This window comes from Rhizobium sp. AN73 (assembly GCF_030757975.1).
GTDB lineage: Bacteria > Pseudomonadota > Alphaproteobacteria > Rhizobiales > Rhizobiaceae > Agrobacterium > Agrobacterium arsenijevicii.
This window is the reverse complement of record NZ_JARWME010000002.1, coordinates 2,567,577-2,586,604: the sequence shown is the minus strand read 5'-3', so window position 1 is coordinate 2,586,604 and position 19,028 is coordinate 2,567,577. Positions and strand designations below refer to the sequence as shown.

Below are 19,028 nucleotides of genomic sequence, written 5' to 3'. Positions count from 1 at the left end.
CGGAGCAGACAGTCGATGAAACAAGAGTTGATCCTCGCCTCGTCCAGCGCATCCCGCCAGATGTTGATGCGCAATGCCGGGCTGATATTTTCGGCGATCCCGGCGGATATTGACGAGCGCGCGCTCGATGAGCAGCTGGAACAAAACGGCGCTGGCCCCGAAGAGGTCGCGCTTGAACTCGCCAAGGCCAAGGCCCTTGCAGTAAGCGCGCTCCATCCGGAGGCGCTGGTTCTTGGATGCGACCAGACCATGGCGCTCGGGGCGCGTGTTTACCACAAGCCGAAAACCATGGTCGAAGCTGAGGCACATCTGCTCTCATTATCCGGGAAGGTTCACCGCCTGAACAGCGCAGCCGTTCTTGCCTGCGGCGGTGAGGTGATATGGCAGACGGTTTCCAGCGCCGAACTTTCCGTGCGGAGTTTGAGCGCCGAATTCGTCTCCCGCCACCTGCAACGCGTGGGGGAGAAGGCCTTGAGCAGCGTTGGCGCCTATCAGCTTGAGGGAGAAGGAATCCAGCTATTTACCTCGATAGAGGGGGATTACTTCACCATTCTCGGCCTGCCGCTTCTGCCTCTTTTAACGAAACTACGCGACATGGATGTCATCGATGGCTGATTCACGTGAAACATTAACTATAAATGCCTTCGTTGTCGGTTACCCGATCAAGCATTCCCGGTCGCCGATCATTCATTCCTACTGGCTGAAGAAATTCGGCATCGCCGGTTCCTACAAGGCTGTTGAAGTTTCTCCTGATGACTTCCCCAATTTCATTGCGGCATTGAAGGAGCAGGGACCGGGTGTTGCGGTCGGTGGCAATGTCACCATTCCGCACAAGGAAGTGGCCTACAAGCTGGCGGATAGCCCCGACGAGCTGGCGGAGGAACTGGGTGCGGCCAACACCGTATGGATGGAAGAGGGCAAACTGCGGGCCACCAATACGGATGGTTATGGTTTTGTCTCCAATCTCGACGAGCGCCATCCCGGCTGGGATAAAACAGACCGGGCCGTGGTTTTCGGAGCGGGCGGTGCAAGCCGGGCGGTGGTTCAGTCCCTGCGCGACCGCGGCGTTGCTGAAATCCATGTCCTGAACCGCACGGTCGAACGTGCCCGCGAAATGGCCGACCGTTTTGGCGCGCGGGTTTTTTCCCATCCCCAGGGTGCGCTTCATGAAGTCATGCAGGGCGCCGGGCTGTTTGTGAACACGACATCGCTCGGTATGGACGGGAGTGAAGCGCCCGAGATCGATTTTTCGCCGCTGGCCGCAAATGCCATCGTGACCGATATCGTCTATGTGCCATTGAGAACCCCCATCCTGCAAATGGCGGAGACGCAGGGTATAGCCACTGTCGATGGGCTCGGCATGCTCCTTCATCAGGCCAAACCCGGCTTTAAAAAATGGTTCGGTGAAATGCCGGAAGTCGACGAAAACCTCCGTTCCCTCATCATTGAGGACATGGAGAAACATTGATGATCGTCATCGGTCTTACCGGCTCGATCGGAATGGGAAAAACGACGACGGCGAAACTGTTTGCCGAGGAAGGTGTTCCGGTTCTCGATTCAGATGCAGTCGTGCACGACCTTTATCGGGCGGAAGCCGTGCCGCTAATCGAAGCCACCTTTCCGGGCACCACCGTTTCCGACGCGGTGGATCGCCAGAAACTTGCCGATATGCTGCGGGAGAATCCGGCTAATTTCAGCGAGCTGGAAGCGATTGTCCATCCGCTGGTTCGCGAAAGGCAGGAAGCCTTTCTTGAAAAGGCAAAGAAGGAAGATCGAAAGTTCGCCCTTCTCGATATTCCCCTGCTGTTTGAAACCGGGGCGGAAGCACGGGTCGGTAAAATAGTCGTTGTCAGTTGCGCACCGGAAATACAGCGCCAGCGGGTTTTATCGCGGCCCGGCATGACGGAAGAGAAATTTGAAATGATCCTTACCCGGCAGATGCCCGATGCTGAAAAGCGCCGGCGCGCCGATTTTATCATTGACACCGGAAATGGTGTCGAAGCGGCGCGGGATCAGGTAAGAGAGATTTTGCAGAGATTGGGTGCCGGTTCGGGCCACGGAGAGAAAAATGCGTGAGATCATTTTCGATACGGAAACCACAGGCCTTGAATCGAAACTCGACCGCGTGATCGAAATCGGCGGGATTGAGCTGAACAACCATTTCCCCACCGGCCGCACGCTGCATATTTATATCAACCCCGAAGATCGCAAGGTTCACCCGGATGCGCTCGCGGTCCATGGCATTACCGACGACTTCCTGAAAGACAAGCCGAAATTCGCTGATGTCGTTGATCAGATCCGCGACTTTTTCGAGGGAGCCCGCTGGGTGGCGCATAATGCGACATTCGACATGGGCTTCATCAATGCGGAATTTGCCCGTCTCGGCATTGAACCGGTCTCCGCCGATCTGGTGACGGACACGCTTTCGCTTGCCCGCCGCAAGCACCCCATGGGTCCGAATTCTCTGGATGCGCTTTGCCGGCGTTACGGGATCGACAACTCCCACCGTGCCAAGCACGGCGCGCTTCTCGACTCCGAACTGCTCGCCGAAGTCTATATAGAAATGATCGGCGGGCGTCAGACAGCGCTCGGTTTCGGTTCTGCCACCAAACAGGAAACGGTCGTCATCGAAGACGATGTGCCGCTCGAGCCGCTGCAAAGGTTGCAGGCGTTGCCATCAAGACTGGATGCGGACACGGTCGCTGCCCATGGCAAGCTCGTACTCGGCATGGGCGACAAGGCGATCTGGAATCGTTACCAGAATTGAGTACGCCAAGGCGCCCAGGATGCGACGCAGAAAAATGACGAATGCTGTCAAATAAAAAACCCGGGCGATGAACCCGGGTTTTGTTTTGTCGAAACTCTCAAAGAGTGGCGTTTGGCGCCATTCAGTTCGGTACGGCCTGAACCTTGGCTCGCGCCTGTTCCTCGGCAACGCGCTGCGAAAACATCTGCGCGAAATCGATCGGGTCGATCATCAGCGGCGGGAAGCCGCCATTGCGGGTGACGTCGGCGATGATCTGGCGTGCGAAGGGGAACAGCAGGCGCGGGCATTCGATGAACAGCACCGGCAGCATATGTTCCTGCGGGAAACCGGCAATGCGGAACACGCCGCCATAAACCAGCTCGGCCGCGAACAGAACCTTGTCGCCATCCTTGGCTTCGGCGTTCAGCGTCAGCACAACGTCGAAATCCGAACCGGAGATCGGGTTTGCGTTGACATTGACATTGATGTTGATCGACGGCGCATTGTCACGAGCCTGGAGCGAACGAGGAGCACCCGGATTTTCAAACGAAAGATCCTTGATGTACTGGGTAAGAATGTTGAGGGAAGGACTTACTGCGCCCTGTGCACCATTTTCAGCGGTCATTACGTTTCCTCGCGGCGTGAATTCGTGGAAGGCGGTCTATCATTTCGACCGGAGCCTTACAACCCTTCGTGCTATGGCCTTCGTGAACCCTTCCGCCGGGCCGTCAGGGCTTGGGCAGGTCGCGATCACCCGGCTTGCTGGACCAGGGAGAATCCTTCGGCCCTTCGCGATGAAACTCTTCCTCGTCGAGGTCCACGACCTTGGAATTACCCGTCTTTCCCTGATCATTGCGGAACCCGGTAAAGTCACCGGGCTGGGGACCGGTCTGGCTGCTGGACTGGTGGCCAGGCTGGCGAAAAGAACCCGCCACGACGACACGTGGTCCTAAGACCTTCCAGAAAAAGCGCCTTACCGTTTTCGACAACAGCAAAAGGCCGAGGATATCGGTGATGAAGCCGGGAACGAAAAGCAGGATCCCGGCGACCACCCGCATGGCGCCGTTGACCAGCTCATCCGCCGGCTGGGCGCCGGTGCGCCCGGCGGCCTGAAGATTTCTGACCATGCCGATGCCGCCGAGCCGCAGGATCAGTAACCCCAGAAACGACGTGAACAGGACGAGCGCCAATGTCAGCCACAGACCAATCGTTTTGCCGACGATGATGAAACCGGCAATTTCCAGGATTGGCATCATCAGGATGACGATAGGGAGAAAGGAAAAACGCATCTTCTAGCCTTGCGTGTGTATCTCTGGCAGATTGCCGGTTCCCGAGAACACCGATGATTGAATCTGCACATTTGAATGATGATAAGATGCAGACTATATGATGTTCAGGTTTTTGAATTTAAATGGCGGTTTTGGTAAAAGATGGGCTTTAGCGACTTTATCACATTGTTTTTTCTCGTTGCGGCGGTGCTGATCTTTCTTCAGCTGCGCAGTGTTCTCGGCCGCCGAACCGGCAATGAGAAGCCGCCATTCGATCCCTACAGCCCGCGCGATGTCGCGAAAGGCCCCGTCACGGACGATAACAAGGTCGTGACCCTGCCGAAACGCGCCGAGGTGGAGGATGAAAACCGCTTTGCCGAGGCGGATGCTCTGGCACCCGTCGAAACCGCCTTGAATACATCCCTGCGCGAGCTGATGACCAAGGACCCGACGTTCCGCCCCAAGGAATTCCTGAACGGCGCCCGCATGGCCTATGAGATGATCGTCATGGGTTTTGCCGATGGCGACCGCAAGACACTCAAGAACCTTCTGTCGAAAGAGGTTTTCGACGGGTTCGACGCGGCGATTTCCGAGCGGGAAGGTCGCGGCGAGGTCGTGAAGTCCACTTTCATCGGAATTGAAAAAGCGGATATCACCCAGGCGGGCATTCGCGATTCCGAAGAGCAGATCACGATCAGAATTGTCAGCCAGCTGATTTCGGCCACCTATGACAAGGATGGCAAGCTGGTGGACGGCGATCCGGATACGGTTGCGGAAGTGGACGACATCTGGACCTTCTCGCGTGACGTCCGCTCGCGTGATCCGAACTGGAAGCTGATTGCCACCGAATCCGAGCAATGAATACGCCCTTTTCGTTCGAAGAAGTTTCTTTCAGTGATCTGCCGGGATGGCAGGACGACGATCCGCGCAAGCTGTTTCCGGCGATGCGGACGATCCTGTCGTATCTTCGGAACGCAAAACCCTACAGAACCGGCGCGCTGGGCCTTACCGCCGCCGAACTGGTTTGTCTTCTTGAGACGGTTGACGAGGGACAAGCGGATAGTCCGGAACAGGCCCGCCGGTTTTTCGAGACGAATTGTGTCCCTTTCAAAATTTCTCCACCCGGTGGGAAAAGCGGTTTTGTAACGGCTTTTTATGAACCGGAACTGGAGGTATCGTCCGTTCGCGACGATGTCTGGCGGTATCCGATCTACCGCCGCCCGCCGGAGCTGGTTGATATCAATGACGATAATCGCCCGGTCGGTTTTGATCCGTCCTATGCTTTTGGCAGAGAGGGCGAGGACGGCATTTCCTTTTTCCCCGATCGTCGTGCGATCGATGAAGGATATCTGGCGGGCAGGGGGCTTGAGATCGCCTGGGCGAAATCGAAGGTCGATCTGTTTTTCGTCCATGTTCAGGGCGCTGCCCGTCTTCTGTTTCCTGATGGAGAGGTGAAACGCATCACCTATGCCGCCAAGGCCGGGCATCCGTTTTCGCCAATCGGACGGCTGCTTCTGGATCGTGGGGAACTGGACCCGAAAACGGTCTCGATGCAGACGATCCGCAAATGGCTTGCCGACCATCCGGATGAGGTGGACGGGGTGTTGTGGCACAACCGCTCCTATATTTTTTTCCGGGAGGCGGATGTCGCTGATCTGGATATGGGACCGATTGCCGCCGCCAAGGTGCCCTTGGTCGCCGGGCGGTCGCTTGCGGTAGATCGGCTTATCCATACCTTCGGTTTTCCCTTTTTCATCCATGCGCCGTCATTGATCCATCTCGATGACGGAAAACCTTTCGCACGGCTGATGCTGGCGCTGGATACAGGGTCGGCCATCGTCGGCCCGGCACGCGGCGACATTTTCACCGGCTCCGGTTTCGAAGCGGGAGAACTTGCGGGCACGGTGCGCAATGATGCCGATTTTTATATACTGCTGCCGCACGCTGTTGCGGAAAGGTATCGGCGATGAAGGGCAGTCGAAAGCTTGGCAAGGAAGAACGCATTCTGTGGGGTAAAGTCGCAAGAACGGCGCGGCCAATCTCCGGCAGGCTGGAGGATTTGCTGGCTTTCGACGATATAGAGGAAACCCCGGCGGAACCTGTCGTTTCGCAAACGGGCAACGGTGGTGTTTTTCCGCGCATGCTCGTGGAGCCGGCGGAGGTGCCGCCCGTCACGCCGGACAAGAAGCCCAAAATTCACCAACCGATGGAAAAACCGGTCAAGCGCAAGTTGACGCGCGGCCGGCTGCCGCTGGAAGGTCGGATCGATCTGCACGGCATGTTCCAGAGCGAAGCCCATGCGGTCCTGCTCGATTTTCTGTTGCGGGCGCATGAACGGGGCCTTCGGCATGTGCTCGTCATCACCGGCAAGGGGCGATCCATCGGCAGCGATGGCGCGCTGAAAAGGGCGGTGCCCATGTGGTTCTCCAAACCGGAATACCGCCACCTGATTTCGTCCTATGAGGATGCATCGGCCAATCACGGCGGCGATGGTGCGCTCTATGTCCGGCTGGCACGCCGCAAGGGTGAAAAATTATGACGCCCTTTGCAGAGGCCGTGCGGCTGCTTCGCGAGCGCAAGGGCGTGACGCAGAGGCAGATGGCGGCGGCAATCGGCGTTTCCCCTGCGTATCTCTCGGCGCTTGAGCATGGGAAACGTGGCAAGCCGAGCTTCGATCTCCTCCAGCGCATCGCCGGATATTTTAACATCATCTGGGACGAAGCGGAGGAATTGTTCTTTCTTGCCGGTTCGTCTGACCCGAAAGTGGCGATCGACACGGTGGGTCTGCCGCCACAATATACCGCTTTCGCCAATAGGCTGGCGCGGGATATTCGCAAGCTGCCGCCGAGTGTGATAGAGGAACTGTCAGCGGTGCTGCAAAAAAGCCGTTCTTGCGATTGAAACCCCTCTATCCCCTGCTTTATGCAGCGTCCTGAGGCATGCGGCCTTTGGGATTGGGTGTAGAATTTCTATAGTCGTATGTCGGATTTGAGTGATTCGCGGGCTTCAGGCCTTCTCACTGAAAACTTGGCCAGGAAATTTTGGAAAGAGTACTTATGACCGAAACATCGTCAAGCGAAGTCGGCGCGAACACTGAATACGGAGCCGATTCGATCAAGGTCCTCAAGGGTCTTGATGCTGTGCGCAAACGGCCCGGCATGTATATCGGCGATACCGATGACGGCTCCGGCCTGCATCACATGGTCTACGAAGTGGTCGACAACGCCATCGACGAGGCGCTCGCGGGCCACGCCGATCTGGTGACGGTGACGCTGAACGCCGATGGATCTGTGACGGTGACAGATAACGGACGCGGTATTCCGACCGACATCCATTCTTCCGAAGGTGTGTCCGCCGCTGAAGTCATCATGACCCAGCTGCATGCGGGCGGTAAATTCGACCAGAACTCCTACAAGGTTTCCGGCGGTCTGCATGGTGTGGGCGTTTCGGTGGTGAATGCGCTCTCGGTCTGGCTGAAGCTCAGAATCCGCCGCAATGGCAAGCTGCACGAAATCGGCTTCACCCACGGCGTCGCCGATGCACCGCTTTCCGTCATTGGCGAATATGAAGGCCGCTCCGGCACGGAAGTCACCTTCCTGGCAAGCCCGGAAACCTTCACCATGACTGATTACGATTACGGCACGCTGGAGCACCGCCTGCGCGAACTGGCGTTTTTGAACTCCGGTGTCCGCATCCTGCTCACCGACAAGCGTCATTCGGACGTCAAGCAGCAGGAATTGCTGTATGATGGCGGACTTGAAGCCTTCGTCCGGTATCTGGATCGCGCCAAGAAGCCGCTGGTGGACAAGCCCGTCACCATTCACGGCGAAAAGGACGGCATGACGGTGGAAGTCGCCCTTTGGTGGAACGACAGCTACCATGAAAACATGCTGTGCTTCACCAACAACATTCCCCAGCGCGACGGCGGCACGCATATGGCCGGTTTCCGCGCAGCACTCACCCGTCAGGTCACTTCCTATGCCGAGTCATCCGGCATCATGAAAAGGGAAAAGGTGAGCTTGCAGGGCGAGGACTGCCGTGAAGGTCTGACAGCTATTCTTTCCGTCAAGGTTCCCGATCCCAAGTTCTCCTCGCAGACGAAGGACAAGCTCGTTTCGTCCGAAGTGCGCCCGGTCGTTGAAAGTCTCGTCAATGAGGCGTTGTCCACATGGCTCGAAGAACATCCGTCGGACGCGAAGATCCTTGTCGGCAAGGTGGTGGAAGCGGCTATCGCCCGCGAAGCCGCCCGCAAGGCGCGTGAACTGACGCGTCGTAAGGGCGCGCTCGATATTGCTTCTCTGCCCGGCAAGCTCGCCGACTGCTCCGAGCGCGATCCGGCTAAATCCGAACTCTTCCTCGTCGAGGGTGACTCCGCTGGCGGTTCGGCCAAGCAGGGCCGCTCGCGCGAAACGCAGGCCATCCTGCCGCTGCGCGGCAAGATCCTGAACGTTGAGCGCGCCCGGTTCGACAAGATGTTGTCCAGCCAGGAAATCGGTACGCTGATCACCGCGCTCGGCACGTCGATCGGCAAGGACGAGTTCAACGCCGATAAGCTGCGTTACCATAAGATCATCATCATGACGGATGCTGACGTCGACGGCGCCCACATCCGTACCCTGCTGTTGACCTTCTTCTTCCGCCAGATGCCGGAACTGATCGAGCGTGGCCATCTCTATATCGCCCAGCCGCCGCTTTATAAGGTGACGCGCGGCAAGTCCGTGCAATACCTCAAGGATGAGAAGGCGCTGGAGGAATATCTGATCTCCATGGGCATCGAGGACACGTCGCTGACGCTCGGCTCCGGGGAAGTGCGTGTCGGCGCCGATCTCCGCGAGGCCATTCTCGATGCGGTGCGCATGCGCACGCTGATCGACGGCCTGCATTCGCGCTACAGCCGCTCGATCGTGGAGCAGGCAGCCATTGCCGGCGCCCTTAACCCCGAGCTTTCAGCCAATGCCGCCCGTGCCCAGGAAACCGTTGCCGAAGTGGCAAGGCGTCTGGACATGATTGCGGAAGAAACCGAACGCGGCTGGTCCGGCACGGTGCTGGAAGATGGCGGCTTGCGCTTCGAGCGCATGGTGCGCGGCGTCAAGGAAATCTCGACGCTTGATATGGGTCTGCTCGGTTCGGCCGATGCCCGTCATATCGACCAGCTTGCAGCCCGCACGCGCGACATCTACGCGACGCCACCGGTTCTGCAACGCAAGGACGGTACTTTGGAACTGGCCGGTCCGCGTGCCCTTTTGGATGCGATTTTCGCCGCAGGCCGCAAGGGTCTTTCCATGCAGCGTTACAAGGGTCTTGGTGAAATGAATGCCGAGCAGCTGTGGGAAACGACGCTCGACGCCAACGTCCGTTCGCTGCTGCAGGTCAAGGTCAACGATGCGACGGATGCCGACGGTCTGTTCTCCCGCCTGATGGGCGATGAGGTGGAACCACGCCGCGACTTCATTCAGGAAAATGCCCTGAGCGTTGCGAACCTCGACATTTAATCCTGTGGAGCGTCTCGCGTAACGATTCACGTGAAACGAAACTTTAACAAAAGGCCCGGCGGTTGATTTCCGCCGGGCCTTTTTTCATCTGGGTGGTCGGATCAATCGGCCTTGCCGGTGAACCGCCCCTTGAAAGCCACGTCCGAAAGCGGCAGGCGCTTGCTCGGCACTTCCCGTTCCGCCAGATCGTCGGGAAGAGCAGTCCTGTCGGTCATTGTGCCGATGGCAACCGCCGCCTCCACCTTGTAACCTTCCGGAACGTCGAGCTTTTCGATGATCTGGTCTTTCAATATGCCGGCCATGCCGTGGGCGTGATAACCGAGCAGATGCGCCTGCATGGCAAGTGAAAACCACGCCGCGCCGGCATCGAAGGAATGGGTTGCGGAAGGTTTTTTCTCGCCTTCGCGCGAGATATTATAACTGCGGGAAATGACGAAGAGCAGGACGGAGGCATTTCTCGCCCAGCGCTGGTTTCCTTCGACCAGAAGTTCCACGAAAAGCGGCCAGTCTTCGCTATCCTTGTGCGCATAGACAAACCGCCATGGCTGCTGATTGGAAGCCGAGGGCGCCCAGTGTGCCGCATCGAGAATGGTCAGCAGATGGTCGTGTGGCATTGCGCGCCCGTCGAATGCGCGCGGAGACCAGCGATCGAGGAAGAGGGGATCGACTGGATATTCGGATTGCCGGGAATTGCTGTTCGTCACGGGCCATGTCCTTTTGATTGCCGGGAAGGAAAAGGTATTTTTCGAAAGTCGGAGCAGTCAAGGGGTGACAAGTATGAATGCATCGTTCATATATGCATCACCTTGTCAGACAACCGGGAGAGAGTTCCATGAAATTGATGCGCGTTGGCCAGCCCGGCCAGGAAAAGCCTGCGATCCTCGACGCGGAAGGAAAAGTCCGCGATTTGTCCGCCCATGTCAAAGACATCGGCGGTGAAGCTATTTCTCCGGAAGGCCTGAAGAAGATTGCTGCCATCGATCTCGGCACTCTTCCCGTGCTCAGCGATGAGCGCATTGGCGCCTGCGTTGCGGGAACCGGAAAATTCATCTGCATCGGCCTCAACTTCTCCGACCACGCTGCTGAAACCGGTGCGACTGTACCGCCGGAACCGGTCATTTTCATGAAGGCGACGTCTGCGATCGTCGGCCCGAACGACGACGTCGTCATTCCGCGTGGTTCTGAAAAGACCGATTGGGAAGTCGAGCTTGGCGTGGTTATCGGCAAGACGGCGAAATATGTTTCGGAAGCCGATGCTCTCGACTACGTTGCCGGTTATTGCGTTTCGCATGATGTTTCCGAACGCGCCTTCCAGACGGAGCGTGCCGGGCAGTGGACCAAGGGCAAGTCTTGCGACACATTCGGCCCGATCGGCCCCTGGCTGGTGACGAAGGAAGAAATCACTGAACCGCAGAACCTCGGCATGTGGCTGAAGGTCAACGGCCAGACGATGCAGGACGGCTCCAGCAAGACTATGGTTTACGGCGTAGCACATGTCGTTTCCTATCTCAGCCAGTTCATGTCGCTGCATCCCGGCGATGTCATTTCCACCGGCACCCCTCCCGGCGTCGGCATGGGCCAGAAGCCGCCGCGTTACCTGAAGACCGGTGATATCGTTGAACTCGGCATCGAGGGCCTCGGTTCCCAGAAGCAGACCTTCGTCGCTGACATCTGATTGCCAACAAGCGTTCAACTGAAATTGAGGCGCCGGCGGGAAACCGCCGGCGTCTTCGATTTTGTGCAGTTGCGAAAAGCTGCTATGGTCAAAAAAAGAGCTTGATCCGCGAGGGAGGCGTAATCAGTGTTCTACCACCTTTATGAAATGAACCATGCGGCAATGGCGCCGTTGCGCGCCGGTGCCGATATGATGCGCCAGGCCTGCAGCAATCCCCTGAACCCGCTTTCCAGCACCGCCTTCGGGCGTAGTCTCGATGCCGGCTTTGAGGTATTCGAACGCTTGACGCGCCGTTACGTCAAGCCGGAATTCGGCCTCGGCACCACGGTTGTCGATGGCGAGACTGTTGCCAACACCGAAGAAATCGTCTGGTCACGCCCGTTCTGCAATCTCGTTCATTTCAAAAAAGAGCTCGATGCGGCCCGCAAGCCCGATCCGAAGGTGCTGCTGGTAGCGCCCATGTCCGGCCACTATGCCACATTGCTGCGGGGGACCGTGGAGGCGCTGCTGCCATCGGCGGATATCTACATCACCGACTGGATCGATGCCCGCATGGTGCCGGTAAGCGAAGGGACCTTTGATCTCGACGACTACATCAGCTACGTCATCGATATGCTGCGCGAAATCGGGCCGGGCGCGCATGTGGTCGCCGTTTGTCAGCCATCGGTGCCGGTGCTGGCCGCCGTTTCCCTGATGGAAGCCGATGGAGACGGTTGTGCGCCAGCAACCATGACGCTGATGGGTGGTCCGATCGATACGCGCATCAATCCCACCGCCGTCAATGGTCTTGCCACGGCGAAGCCCATCGAATGGTTCCGCGACAATGTCGTCATGCAGGTGCCGTGGCCGCAGCCCGCTTTTGGCCGGAATGTCTATCCCGGCTTCCTGCAGTTATCCGGCTTCATGTCCATGAACCTCGACAAGCACATGACGGCGCATAAAGATTTCTACCTCAACCTCGTCAAGAACGATGGCGATTCCGCCGAAAAGCATCGCGATTTTTACGATGAATATCTGGCCGTGATGGATCTGACGGCGGAGTTCTATTTGCAGACGGTGGAAACCGTCTTCATCGAACACGCGCTTCCGAAGGGAAACATGCTGCACAGGGGCAGGGCGGTCGATCCTGCCGCCATTCGCAAGGTCGCGCTGTTCACCGTGGAAGGCGAGAATGACGATATTTCCGGCGTCGGCCAGACAAAGGCGGCCCACGATCTTTGCCGGAACATTCCGGAAGAAAAACGCGCTCACTACATGCAGCCGGATGTCGGCCATTACGGTGTCTTCAACGGGTCGCGTTTCCGTAAGGAAATCGTGCCGCGCATGGTGGAATTCATCCGCAAGCATGAGACCGTTTAGCACTGGAAGCCAGGCGATGCCACGTATTTGCGTGGCCAAGCCGGTGTCGAATCGGCTATGAACTGCTCATGTTTTCGTTCCTCAGAAAATCCGTGAAGTCACCGGCGCAAAAAAAGACCGCACCGAGCCAGCGTACCGTCGAGGTCGCCGGCCGGCATGTGCCGATTGCGGTGAAGGAAAATCCGCGCGCCACCCGCATCACCCTGCGCATCGAACCCGGTGGCCGGGCGCTGAAGCTGACGATCCCGATGGGACTTCACCACGGCCAGGTAGATGATTTTCTCGAAAGGCATCAAGGCTGGCTGGAAGGCAAGCTTTTAAAATTCGGCTCCGATGATGGCTTACGCCATGGCGCGACTATCGATATTCGCGGCGTATCCCATCGCATAGACCACACCGGCAGCCTGCGGGGCCTGACCCATATCTCCAAAGACGAGAACGGCACGGTGGTTCTGAAAGTCAGCGGCGCGCCCGAACACCTGCGCAGACGGGTGGCCACCTTTCTGAAGAAGGAAGCGAAGACTGATCTGGAAAGGCTGGTTGCGGTTCATGCCGGCGCTGCCGGAAAGCCCGTGCGGTCCATCAGCATGAAGGATACCCGCAGCCGCTGGGGTTCGTGTTCCCATGATGGAAATCTGAGTTTCTCGTGGCGCATCGTCATGGCGCCGGAGAAGGTTATTGACTACCTCGCAGCCCACGAGGTCGCGCATCTCAGGGAAATGAACCACGGCCCGAAATTCTGGGCCCTGTGCGAAAAGCTCTGCCCGCACACGCAGGAAGCCAAGGACTGGCTGAAACGCCATGGCTCCAAACTCCACGCCATCGATTTTGATTGAAAGTGGAAGCGTGGATCGCCATCTGGATTCACGTGAAACATTCCATGGAAAACGGGTGTGATTTGGCTCGACTCTTGTCGCATTTCGTGTCAGGTCGCGGATATGAAACCGGATATCAAGATTTGCGGATTGAAGACACCGGAAGCGCTGGAGCGTGCCGTCAGGCGCGGTGCCTCCCATGTCGGCTTTATTTTCTTTGAAAAAAGCCCGCGCAACATCGAGCCAGATATCGCTGGCAGGCTGGCGGAAGCCGCCCGTGGCGCCGCCAAGGTGGTTGCCGTTACCGTCAACGCCGATAATGACGATCTCGACGAGATCGTCGATCTGTTGAGACCGGACATTCTGCAATTGCATGGCAGCGAAAGCCCGGAACGGGTGCTGAACATCAAGGCGATCTACGGCCTCCCGGTGATGAAGGCTCTTTCCATTCGCGACGCCGCCGATCTTGCCAAAATCGATCCTTATATCGGTATAGCAGACCGTTTCCTGCTGGATGCCAAGGCGCCCGCCGGCTCGGAACTGCCTGGTGGCAACGGCGTCTCGTTCGACTGGACCATCCTGCGCTCTCTTGACGGAAGTATCGATTACATGCTTTCCGGAGGATTGAATAAGGACAATATTGCCGAGGCTCTGGCGGAGACCAGGGCAAGCGGCATAGATTTATCGTCCGGTGTCGAAAGCGCGCCGGGCGTCAAGGATCTCGCCATGATCGACGCATTTTTCGATGTGGTGAATGATTGGTCGAAAGGCCCAAAGGGAGCTTGAAGTGAACGACGCGCCAACACCCAATTCTTTCCGCGCTGGTCCCGATGAGGACGGCCGTTTCGGCATTTACGGAGGCCGCTTCGTTGCCGAAACGCTGATGCCGCTCATTCTGGATTTGCAGGCGGAGTGGGACAAGGCCAAGACCGATCCTCAATTCCAGGCAGAGCTGAAATATCTCGGTGCGCATTATACCGGCCGTCCGAGCCCGCTTTATTTTGCGGAGCGCCTGACGGCGGAACTCGGCGGCGCGAAGATCTATTTCAAGCGTGAAGAGCTGAACCACACCGGCTCGCACAAGATCAACAATTGCCTGGGCCAGATCCTGCTTGCCAAGCGCATGGGCAAGACCCGTATCATTGCCGAGACGGGTGCCGGTCAGCACGGCGTTGCCTCCGCAACCGTCGCCGCGCGCTTCGGCCTGCCTTGTGTCGTCTATATGGGCGCGACGGATGTTGCCCGTCAGGCGCCGAATGTTTTCCGCATGAAGCTTCTGGGCGCTGAGGTGAAGCCGGTTACGGCCGGCCACGGCACCTTGAAGGATGCGATGAACGAGGCCCTGCGCGACTGGGTCACCAATGTCGACGATACCTATTACCTGATCGGCACCGCTGCCGGCCCACATCCCTATCCGGAAATGGTTCGCGATTTCCAGGCCGTTATCGGCGAGGAAGCCAAGGCGCAGATGCTGGAGGCGGAAGGCCGTCTGCCGGATATGATCATTGCGGCTGTTGGCGGCGGCTCGAACGCTATCGGGATCTTCCATCCTTTCCTCGATGACAAAAGTGTTCGCATCGTTGGCGTCGAGGCCGGCGGCAAGGGTCTTTCGGGTGACGAGCATTGCGCTTCGATCACCGCAGGTTCGCCGGGCGTTCTGCACGGAAACCGCACCTACCTGCTTCAGGACGCGGATGGCCAGATCAAGGAAGGCCATTCCATTTCCGCAGGTCTCGACTATCCCGGTATCGGCCCTGAACATTCCTGGCTGAACGATATCGGTCGCGTGGAATATGTGCCGATCATGGACCATGAAGCGCTGGAAGCCTTCCAGATGCTGACCCGCCTAGAAGGTATCATTCCCGCTCTGGAGCCGAGCCATGCACTGGCGGAAGTCATCAAGCGCGCGCCGAAGATGGGCAAGGATGAAATCATCCTGATGAACCTCTCCGGTCGCGGTGACAAGGATGTCCACACCGTCAGCAAGTTCCTTGGAATGGATGTATAAGATCATGACTGCACGTATGGACAAGCGCTTCGCCGATCTGCGCGCTGAAAATCGCCCGGCTCTGATTACCTATTTCATGGGCGGCGACCCGGATTTCGAAACCTCGCTCGGCATCATGAAGGCTCTGCCGGAAGCGGGCGCCGATATCATCGAGCTTGGCATGCCCTTTTCCGACCCTATGGCAGATGGCCCCGCGATCCAGTTGGCCGGACAGCGTGCGCTGAAAGGCGGCCAGACGCTGAAAACCACGCTCGATCTCGCCCGCGAATTTCGCAAGGGTGATGACGCGACCCCGATCGTGATGATGGGATATTACAATCCGATCTATATCTACGGCGTCGACAAGTTTTTGGACGATGCGTTGGCAGCGGGTGTTGACGGCTTGATCGTGGTCGATCTTCCGCCGGAAATGGATGATGAGCTCTGCGTGCCCGCTTTGGCGCGCGGCGTCAATTTTATCCGTCTCGCCACGCCGACGACGGATGGCAAGCGCCTGCCTGCCGTTCTTAAAAATACCTCAGGTTTCGTTTATTACGTCTCGATGAACGGTATTACCGGTTCCGCGCTTCCCGATCCCTCGTTGATCTCGGGCGCAGTCGGTCGTATCAAGGCGCATACGGAACTGCCGGTTTGTGTCGGTTTTGGCGTCAAGACGGCCGATCATGCGAAAGCAATCGGTGCCGTTGCGGATGGTGTGGTGGTCGGTTCGGCCATCGTCAACCAGATCGCCGGCAGTCTGACGAAGGACGGACAGGCGACAGCCGATACCGTGCCGGCCGTCACGACGCTGGTAAAGGGACTTTCAACGGGCGTGCGTGCGTCGCGCCTTGCCGCTGCGGAATAAGCGCGCGGCCCAGTCAGGAGTAGTCAGTTGAACTGGATCACCAATTACGTACGGCCCCGGATCAATTCCATGCTTGGCCGCCGCCCGGAGGTTCCGGAGAACCTGTGGATCAAGTGCCCGGAAACGGGCGAGATGGTCTTCCACAAGGATCTGGAAGACAACAAGTGGGTCATTCCGGCTTCCGGTTACCACATGAAGATGCCGGCAAAGGCGCGCCTCGTCGATCTTTTCGATGGCGGCGTCTATGAGGCTCTGCCGCAGCCGAAGGTGGCGCAGGATCCGCTGAAGTTCCGCGATTCCAAGAAATACACCGATCGTCTGCGCGACAGCCGGACAAAGACCGAGCAGGAAGATACGATCCTTGCCGGCGTCGGCCTCCTGAAAGGCCTGAAGATCGTTGCCGTCGTGCATGAATTCCAGTTCATGGGCGGCTCTCTCGGCATTGCGGCTGGCGAAGCCATCGTCAAGGCATTCGAGCGTGCCATTTCCGAGCGTTGCCCACTGGTCATGTTCCCGGCCTCCGGTGGCGCACGCATGCAGGAAGGCATTTTGTCCCTGATGCAGCTGCCGCGCACCACGGTTGCGGTGAACATGCTGAAAGAGGCTGGCATGCCCTATATCGTGGTTCTGACGAACCCGACGACGGGTGGTGTGACCGCTTCCTACGCCATGCTGGGCGACGTCCATATCGCCGAGCCGGGTGCCGAGATTTGTTTTGCTGGCAAGCGCGTGATCGAACAGACCATTCGCGAAAAGCTGCCTGAAGGCTTCCAGACGTCGGAATACCTGTTCGAGCACGGCATGGTGGACATGGTGATCGACCGCCGCGAGATCCCCGATACGCTGGCAAGCCTTCTCAAGATCATAACGAAGGCTCCGGCAGAAGCAAACGCGGTCGTTCCGCTTGCGGCTTCGGCCTGACGGAAAAATATGTCGCCCGGAGGCGGGAAGCGCCTTCGGGATGATGTTATACGTTGCATGATTTCATCTCGGGTGCGGCGGACAAATGGCCAAGATAACGCCTGAAAGGCGAACAGAAGATATGACGAAGCCCGCAATCGGCGAGGCCGAACAGATCATCGAACAGCTGATGCAGCTTCACCCCAAGGGTTTTGATCTTTCACTCGACAGAATTTCCCGTCTTCTGGAAAAACTCGGCAGCCCTCAGAACAGACTGCCACCCGTCATTCACGTTGCAGGCACCAACGGCAAGGGGTCGGTCACGGCCTTCTGTCGTGCACTACTGGAGGCGGCAGGTCTTTCCGTCCACGTTCACACTTCTCCGCATCTTGTGAATTGGCATGAACGTTATCGCATCGGTGTTTCCGGCGACAAAGGCCGGCATGTCGAGGATGCCGTCTTTGCGGACGCGCTGCGCCGTATTGAAGCTGCCAACGGCGGCCAGATGATAACGGTTTTCGAAATCTTGACTGCAGCGATGTTTCTGCTGTTTGCGGAACAGTCGGCCGACGCCGCAATTGTTGAGGTGGGGCTTGGCGGGCGCTTCGATGCGACCAATGTAATCAACCACCCGGCCGTTTCCGTCATCATGCCGATATCGCTGGACCACCAGGCTTATCTCGGCGACCGGGTTGAACTGATCGCCGCCGAAAAGGCGGGCATCATGAAGAAGGGTTCACCCGTCGTCATTGGCCATCAGGAACATGATGCGGCGCTGGATACCCTTGTTGCCACTGCAGAGCGGCTCGGTTGCCCGGCATCTGTCTACGGACAGGATTTTTCCGCGCATGAAGAGTTTGGCCGCATGGTCTATCAGGACGAATTCGGCCTGACCGATGCGCCGCTGCCGCGGCTTCCCGGCCGCCACCAGCTCGCCAATGCCGCCGCCGCGATCCGCGCCGTCAAGGCCGCAGGTTTCGAAGTGACGGAACGGATGATCGAAAAGGCCATGACGTCAGTGGAGTGGCCCGGCCGTCTTCAGCGTATCCAGACCGGCAAGATCGCCGAAATGGCCCCGAAGGATGCGGAAATCTGGATCGACGGCGGCCACAACCCGGGTGCAGGCGAAGTTATCGCCGAAGCGATGGCGGGGTTCGAGGACAAGACGCCACGTCCGCTGTTCATCATTGCGGGCATGATCAATACCAAGGACCCGGTGGGCTATTTCAAGGCTTTTGCGGATATCGCCGAATATGTCTTCACCGTGCCGATCGGCGGTACGGATGCGGCGATCGACCCCGTCGTGCTTGCCCATGCAGCCTTTGATGCCGGTCTGGTGGCAGCACCTACATCTTCCCTTGCGGAAGCGCTGGACGAGTTGTCGCGCCGCTTCGATCCCGAAGGGCCGGCACCACGCATCCTGATTGGCGGTTCGCTTTATCTTGCCGGAAACGCACTTGCGTTGAACGGTATGGTTCCCCAATAAAAAAAGCCCGGCATCGCTGCCGGGCTTTTTTTATTCCATCGAAAATGGCTTAGGCGGCGCCGGAAATCCAGGCCGAAAGCGCTGTCTTGGGTGCAGCGCCAACCTTGATGTCAGCGACTTCGCCGCTTTTGAAGATGGCAAGAGTCGGGATCGAGCGAACGCCAAACTGGGCGGCCAGTTCCGGGTTTTCGTCGATGTTGAGCTTTGCGACCTTGACCTTGCCTGCAAGCTCGGACGAAATTTCTTCAAGGCTCGGCGCGATTATCTTGCACGGGCCACACCATTCGGCCCAGAAATCCACCACAACGGGTTCTACGGAATCGAGGACTTCGGACTGGAAGTTGGCGGCGTCGACTTTTACGGTAGCCATATCTGGCTCTCCTTTCAGTGAATCTTTTCCGCTATCGATGTGATGCGGGTGCGTCTGAATTTCAA

The 19,028-nt window shown here is 58.0% G+C and carries 21 protein-coding genes; 17 read left to right on the top strand and 4 right to left on the bottom strand.

All coding sequences use genetic code 11. The annotated features are described in order from the left end of the window. The first annotated feature begins 15 nt into the window (after positions 1–15). Genes RBH10_RS22645 through dnaQ form a run of 4 tightly spaced genes read left to right on the top strand, consistent with a single transcriptional unit; the run spans position 16 to position 2,767 of the window. Positions 16–615 carry a Maf-like protein gene (locus RBH10_RS22645; protein WP_281038353.1) on the top strand — a complete coding sequence of 200 codons (600 nt, stop codon included), beginning with the start codon at positions 16–18 and terminating at the stop codon, positions 613–615. Next, positions 608–1,468 carry a shikimate dehydrogenase gene (locus tag RBH10_RS22640; RefSeq protein ID WP_281038354.1) on the top strand — a complete coding sequence of 287 codons (861 nt, stop codon included), beginning with the start codon at positions 608–610 and terminating at the stop codon, positions 1,466–1,468. Before RBH10_RS22645 ends, RBH10_RS22640 begins: the two co-directional genes overlap by 8 nt. Beyond that, positions 1,468–2,076: a dephospho-CoA kinase gene (coaE, locus tag RBH10_RS22635; protein ID WP_281038355.1), complete on the top strand. Its 609-nt coding sequence runs from the start codon at positions 1,468–1,470 to the stop codon at positions 2,074–2,076. The genes RBH10_RS22640 and coaE overlap by 1 nt, the downstream gene beginning before the upstream one ends. Beyond that, positions 2,069–2,767, top strand: coding sequence for a DNA polymerase III subunit epsilon (gene dnaQ / locus RBH10_RS22630; protein ID WP_281038356.1), 699 nt, complete (start codon positions 2,069–2,071; stop codon positions 2,765–2,767). The genes coaE and dnaQ overlap by 8 nt, the downstream gene beginning before the upstream one ends. Positions 2,768–2,888: 121 nt before the next feature. Here the strand turns inward: dnaQ and secB are convergent, their stop codons facing one another. Both secB and RBH10_RS22620 read right to left on the bottom strand, forming a co-directional pair. After that, positions 2,889–3,371, bottom strand: coding sequence for a protein-export chaperone SecB (gene secB, locus RBH10_RS22625; RefSeq protein ID WP_003516359.1), 483 nt, complete (start codon positions 3,369–3,371; stop codon positions 2,889–2,891). A gap of 103 nt (positions 3,372–3,474) precedes the next feature. Next, positions 3,475–4,035 (bottom strand): FxsA family protein, encoded by a 561-nt coding sequence (locus tag RBH10_RS22620; protein ID WP_281038357.1) that lies wholly within the window; start codon positions 4,033–4,035, stop codon positions 3,475–3,477. A 141-nt stretch (positions 4,036–4,176) separates the two neighbouring features. Between RBH10_RS22620 and RBH10_RS22615 the strand changes: the two genes are divergently transcribed. The 5 genes from RBH10_RS22615 (at position 4,177) to gyrB (ending at position 9,506) form a co-directional block, all read left to right on the top strand. Continuing rightward, positions 4,177–4,875: a Tim44/TimA family putative adaptor protein gene (locus RBH10_RS22615; protein ID WP_281038358.1), complete on the top strand. Its 699-nt coding sequence runs from the start codon at positions 4,177–4,179 to the stop codon at positions 4,873–4,875. Further along, on the top strand, positions 4,872–5,984 hold the full coding sequence (locus tag RBH10_RS22610) for a murein transglycosylase A (RefSeq protein ID WP_281038359.1): 1,113 nt from the start codon (positions 4,872–4,874) through the stop codon (positions 5,982–5,984). Before RBH10_RS22615 ends, RBH10_RS22610 begins: the two co-directional genes overlap by 4 nt. After that, positions 5,981–6,553 carry a Smr/MutS family protein gene (locus RBH10_RS22605; RefSeq protein WP_281038360.1) on the top strand — a complete coding sequence of 191 codons (573 nt, stop codon included), beginning with the start codon at positions 5,981–5,983 and terminating at the stop codon, positions 6,551–6,553. The genes RBH10_RS22610 and RBH10_RS22605 overlap by 4 nt, the downstream gene beginning before the upstream one ends. Continuing rightward, complete coding sequence (locus RBH10_RS22600) at positions 6,550–6,915, top strand: helix-turn-helix domain-containing protein (protein ID WP_045020477.1); 366 nt, start codon at positions 6,550–6,552, stop codon at positions 6,913–6,915. Before RBH10_RS22605 ends, RBH10_RS22600 begins: the two co-directional genes overlap by 4 nt. 155 nt (positions 6,916–7,070) lie before the next feature. Further along, positions 7,071–9,506, top strand: coding sequence for a DNA topoisomerase (ATP-hydrolyzing) subunit B (gyrB, locus tag RBH10_RS22595; RefSeq protein WP_281038361.1), 2,436 nt, complete (start codon positions 7,071–7,073; stop codon positions 9,504–9,506). Positions 9,507–9,607: 101 nt separating this feature from the next. On the opposite strand, the gene RBH10_RS22590 is transcribed toward gyrB, so the two are convergent. Beyond that, entirely contained in the window at positions 9,608–10,210 is a 603-nt protein-coding gene (locus tag RBH10_RS22590; protein ID WP_281038362.1) for a nitroreductase family protein, read from the bottom strand. 128 nt (positions 10,211–10,338) lie between these two features. Between RBH10_RS22590 and RBH10_RS22585 the strand changes: the two genes are divergently transcribed. The 8 genes from RBH10_RS22585 to RBH10_RS22550 all read left to right on the top strand — a co-directional run bounded on the left by RBH10_RS22585 (position 10,339) and on the right by RBH10_RS22550 (position 18,593). Then, positions 10,339–11,181 (top strand): fumarylacetoacetate hydrolase family protein, encoded by an 843-nt coding sequence (locus tag RBH10_RS22585; protein ID WP_045020484.1) that lies wholly within the window; start codon positions 10,339–10,341, stop codon positions 11,179–11,181. Between the two features lie 126 nt (positions 11,182–11,307). Next, the gene (locus tag RBH10_RS22580; protein ID WP_281038363.1) at positions 11,308–12,540 is read left to right on the top strand and encodes a polyhydroxyalkanoate depolymerase; all 1,233 of its coding nucleotides are present in this window, start codon (positions 11,308–11,310) and stop codon (positions 12,538–12,540) included. 68 nt (positions 12,541–12,608) lie between these two features. Then, positions 12,609–13,376 carry a M48 family metallopeptidase gene (locus tag RBH10_RS22575; RefSeq protein ID WP_281038364.1) on the top strand — a complete coding sequence of 256 codons (768 nt, stop codon included), beginning with the start codon at positions 12,609–12,611 and terminating at the stop codon, positions 13,374–13,376. Positions 13,377–13,478: 102 nt separating this feature from the next. Next, complete coding sequence (locus RBH10_RS22570; protein WP_281038365.1) at positions 13,479–14,141, top strand: phosphoribosylanthranilate isomerase; 663 nt, start codon at positions 13,479–13,481, stop codon at positions 14,139–14,141. Position 14,142: 1 nt separating this feature from the next. Continuing rightward, complete coding sequence (gene trpB / locus RBH10_RS22565; protein WP_281038366.1) at positions 14,143–15,363, top strand: tryptophan synthase subunit beta; 1,221 nt, start codon at positions 14,143–14,145, stop codon at positions 15,361–15,363. A 4-nt stretch (positions 15,364–15,367) separates the two neighbouring features. Next, positions 15,368–16,207, top strand: a complete 840-nt coding sequence (trpA, locus tag RBH10_RS22560; protein ID WP_281038367.1) for a tryptophan synthase subunit alpha — start codon at positions 15,368–15,370, stop codon at positions 16,205–16,207. Positions 16,208–16,234: 27 nt separating this feature from the next. Continuing rightward, the gene (gene accD / locus RBH10_RS22555) at positions 16,235–17,128 is read left to right on the top strand and encodes an acetyl-CoA carboxylase, carboxyltransferase subunit beta (RefSeq protein WP_281038368.1); all 894 of its coding nucleotides are present in this window, start codon (positions 16,235–16,237) and stop codon (positions 17,126–17,128) included. Between the two features lie 85 nt (positions 17,129–17,213). Beyond that, positions 17,214–18,593 carry a folylpolyglutamate synthase/dihydrofolate synthase family protein gene (locus RBH10_RS22550; RefSeq protein WP_281038369.1) on the top strand — a complete coding sequence of 460 codons (1,380 nt, stop codon included), beginning with the start codon at positions 17,214–17,216 and terminating at the stop codon, positions 18,591–18,593. A gap of 49 nt (positions 18,594–18,642) precedes the next feature. Here RBH10_RS22550 and trxA read toward each other — a convergent pair whose 3' ends face one another. Beyond that, positions 18,643–18,963, bottom strand: coding sequence for a thioredoxin (gene trxA / locus RBH10_RS22545; protein WP_281038370.1), 321 nt, complete (start codon positions 18,961–18,963; stop codon positions 18,643–18,645). Between the last annotated feature and the right edge of the window lie 65 nt (positions 18,964–19,028).

Coding starts and splice junctions, on each gene's coding strand:
- RBH10_RS22645 (WP_281038353.1), top strand. CDS start 16: ATGAAACAAGAGTTGATCCTCGCCTCGTCCAGCGCATCCCGCCAGATG.
- RBH10_RS22640 (WP_281038354.1), top strand. CDS start 608: ATGGCTGATTCACGTGAAACATTAACTATAAATGCCTTCGTTGTCGGT.
- coaE (WP_281038355.1), top strand. CDS start 1,468: ATGATCGTCATCGGTCTTACCGGCTCGATCGGAATGGGAAAAACGACG.
- dnaQ (WP_281038356.1), top strand. CDS start 2,069: ATGCGTGAGATCATTTTCGATACGGAAACCACAGGCCTTGAATCGAAA.
- secB (WP_003516359.1), bottom strand. CDS start 3,371: ATGACCGCTGAAAATGGTGCACAGGGCGCAGTAAGTCCTTCCCTCAAC.
- RBH10_RS22620 (WP_281038357.1), bottom strand. CDS start 4,035: ATGCGTTTTTCCTTTCTCCCTATCGTCATCCTGATGATGCCAATCCTG.
- RBH10_RS22615 (WP_281038358.1), top strand. CDS start 4,177: ATGGGCTTTAGCGACTTTATCACATTGTTTTTTCTCGTTGCGGCGGTG.
- RBH10_RS22610 (WP_281038359.1), top strand. CDS start 4,872: ATGAATACGCCCTTTTCGTTCGAAGAAGTTTCTTTCAGTGATCTGCCG.
- RBH10_RS22605 (WP_281038360.1), top strand. CDS start 5,981: ATGAAGGGCAGTCGAAAGCTTGGCAAGGAAGAACGCATTCTGTGGGGT.
- RBH10_RS22600 (WP_045020477.1), top strand. CDS start 6,550: ATGACGCCCTTTGCAGAGGCCGTGCGGCTGCTTCGCGAGCGCAAGGGC.
- gyrB (WP_281038361.1), top strand. CDS start 7,071: ATGACCGAAACATCGTCAAGCGAAGTCGGCGCGAACACTGAATACGGA.
- RBH10_RS22585 (WP_045020484.1), top strand. CDS start 10,339: ATGAAATTGATGCGCGTTGGCCAGCCCGGCCAGGAAAAGCCTGCGATC.
- RBH10_RS22575 (WP_281038364.1), top strand. CDS start 12,609: ATGTTTTCGTTCCTCAGAAAATCCGTGAAGTCACCGGCGCAAAAAAAG.
- RBH10_RS22570 (WP_281038365.1), top strand. CDS start 13,479: ATGAAACCGGATATCAAGATTTGCGGATTGAAGACACCGGAAGCGCTG.
- trpA (WP_281038367.1), top strand. CDS start 15,368: ATGACTGCACGTATGGACAAGCGCTTCGCCGATCTGCGCGCTGAAAAT.
- RBH10_RS22550 (WP_281038369.1), top strand. CDS start 17,214: ATGGCCAAGATAACGCCTGAAAGGCGAACAGAAGATATGACGAAGCCC.
- trxA (WP_281038370.1), bottom strand. CDS start 18,963: ATGGCTACCGTAAAAGTCGACGCCGCCAACTTCCAGTCCGAAGTCCTC.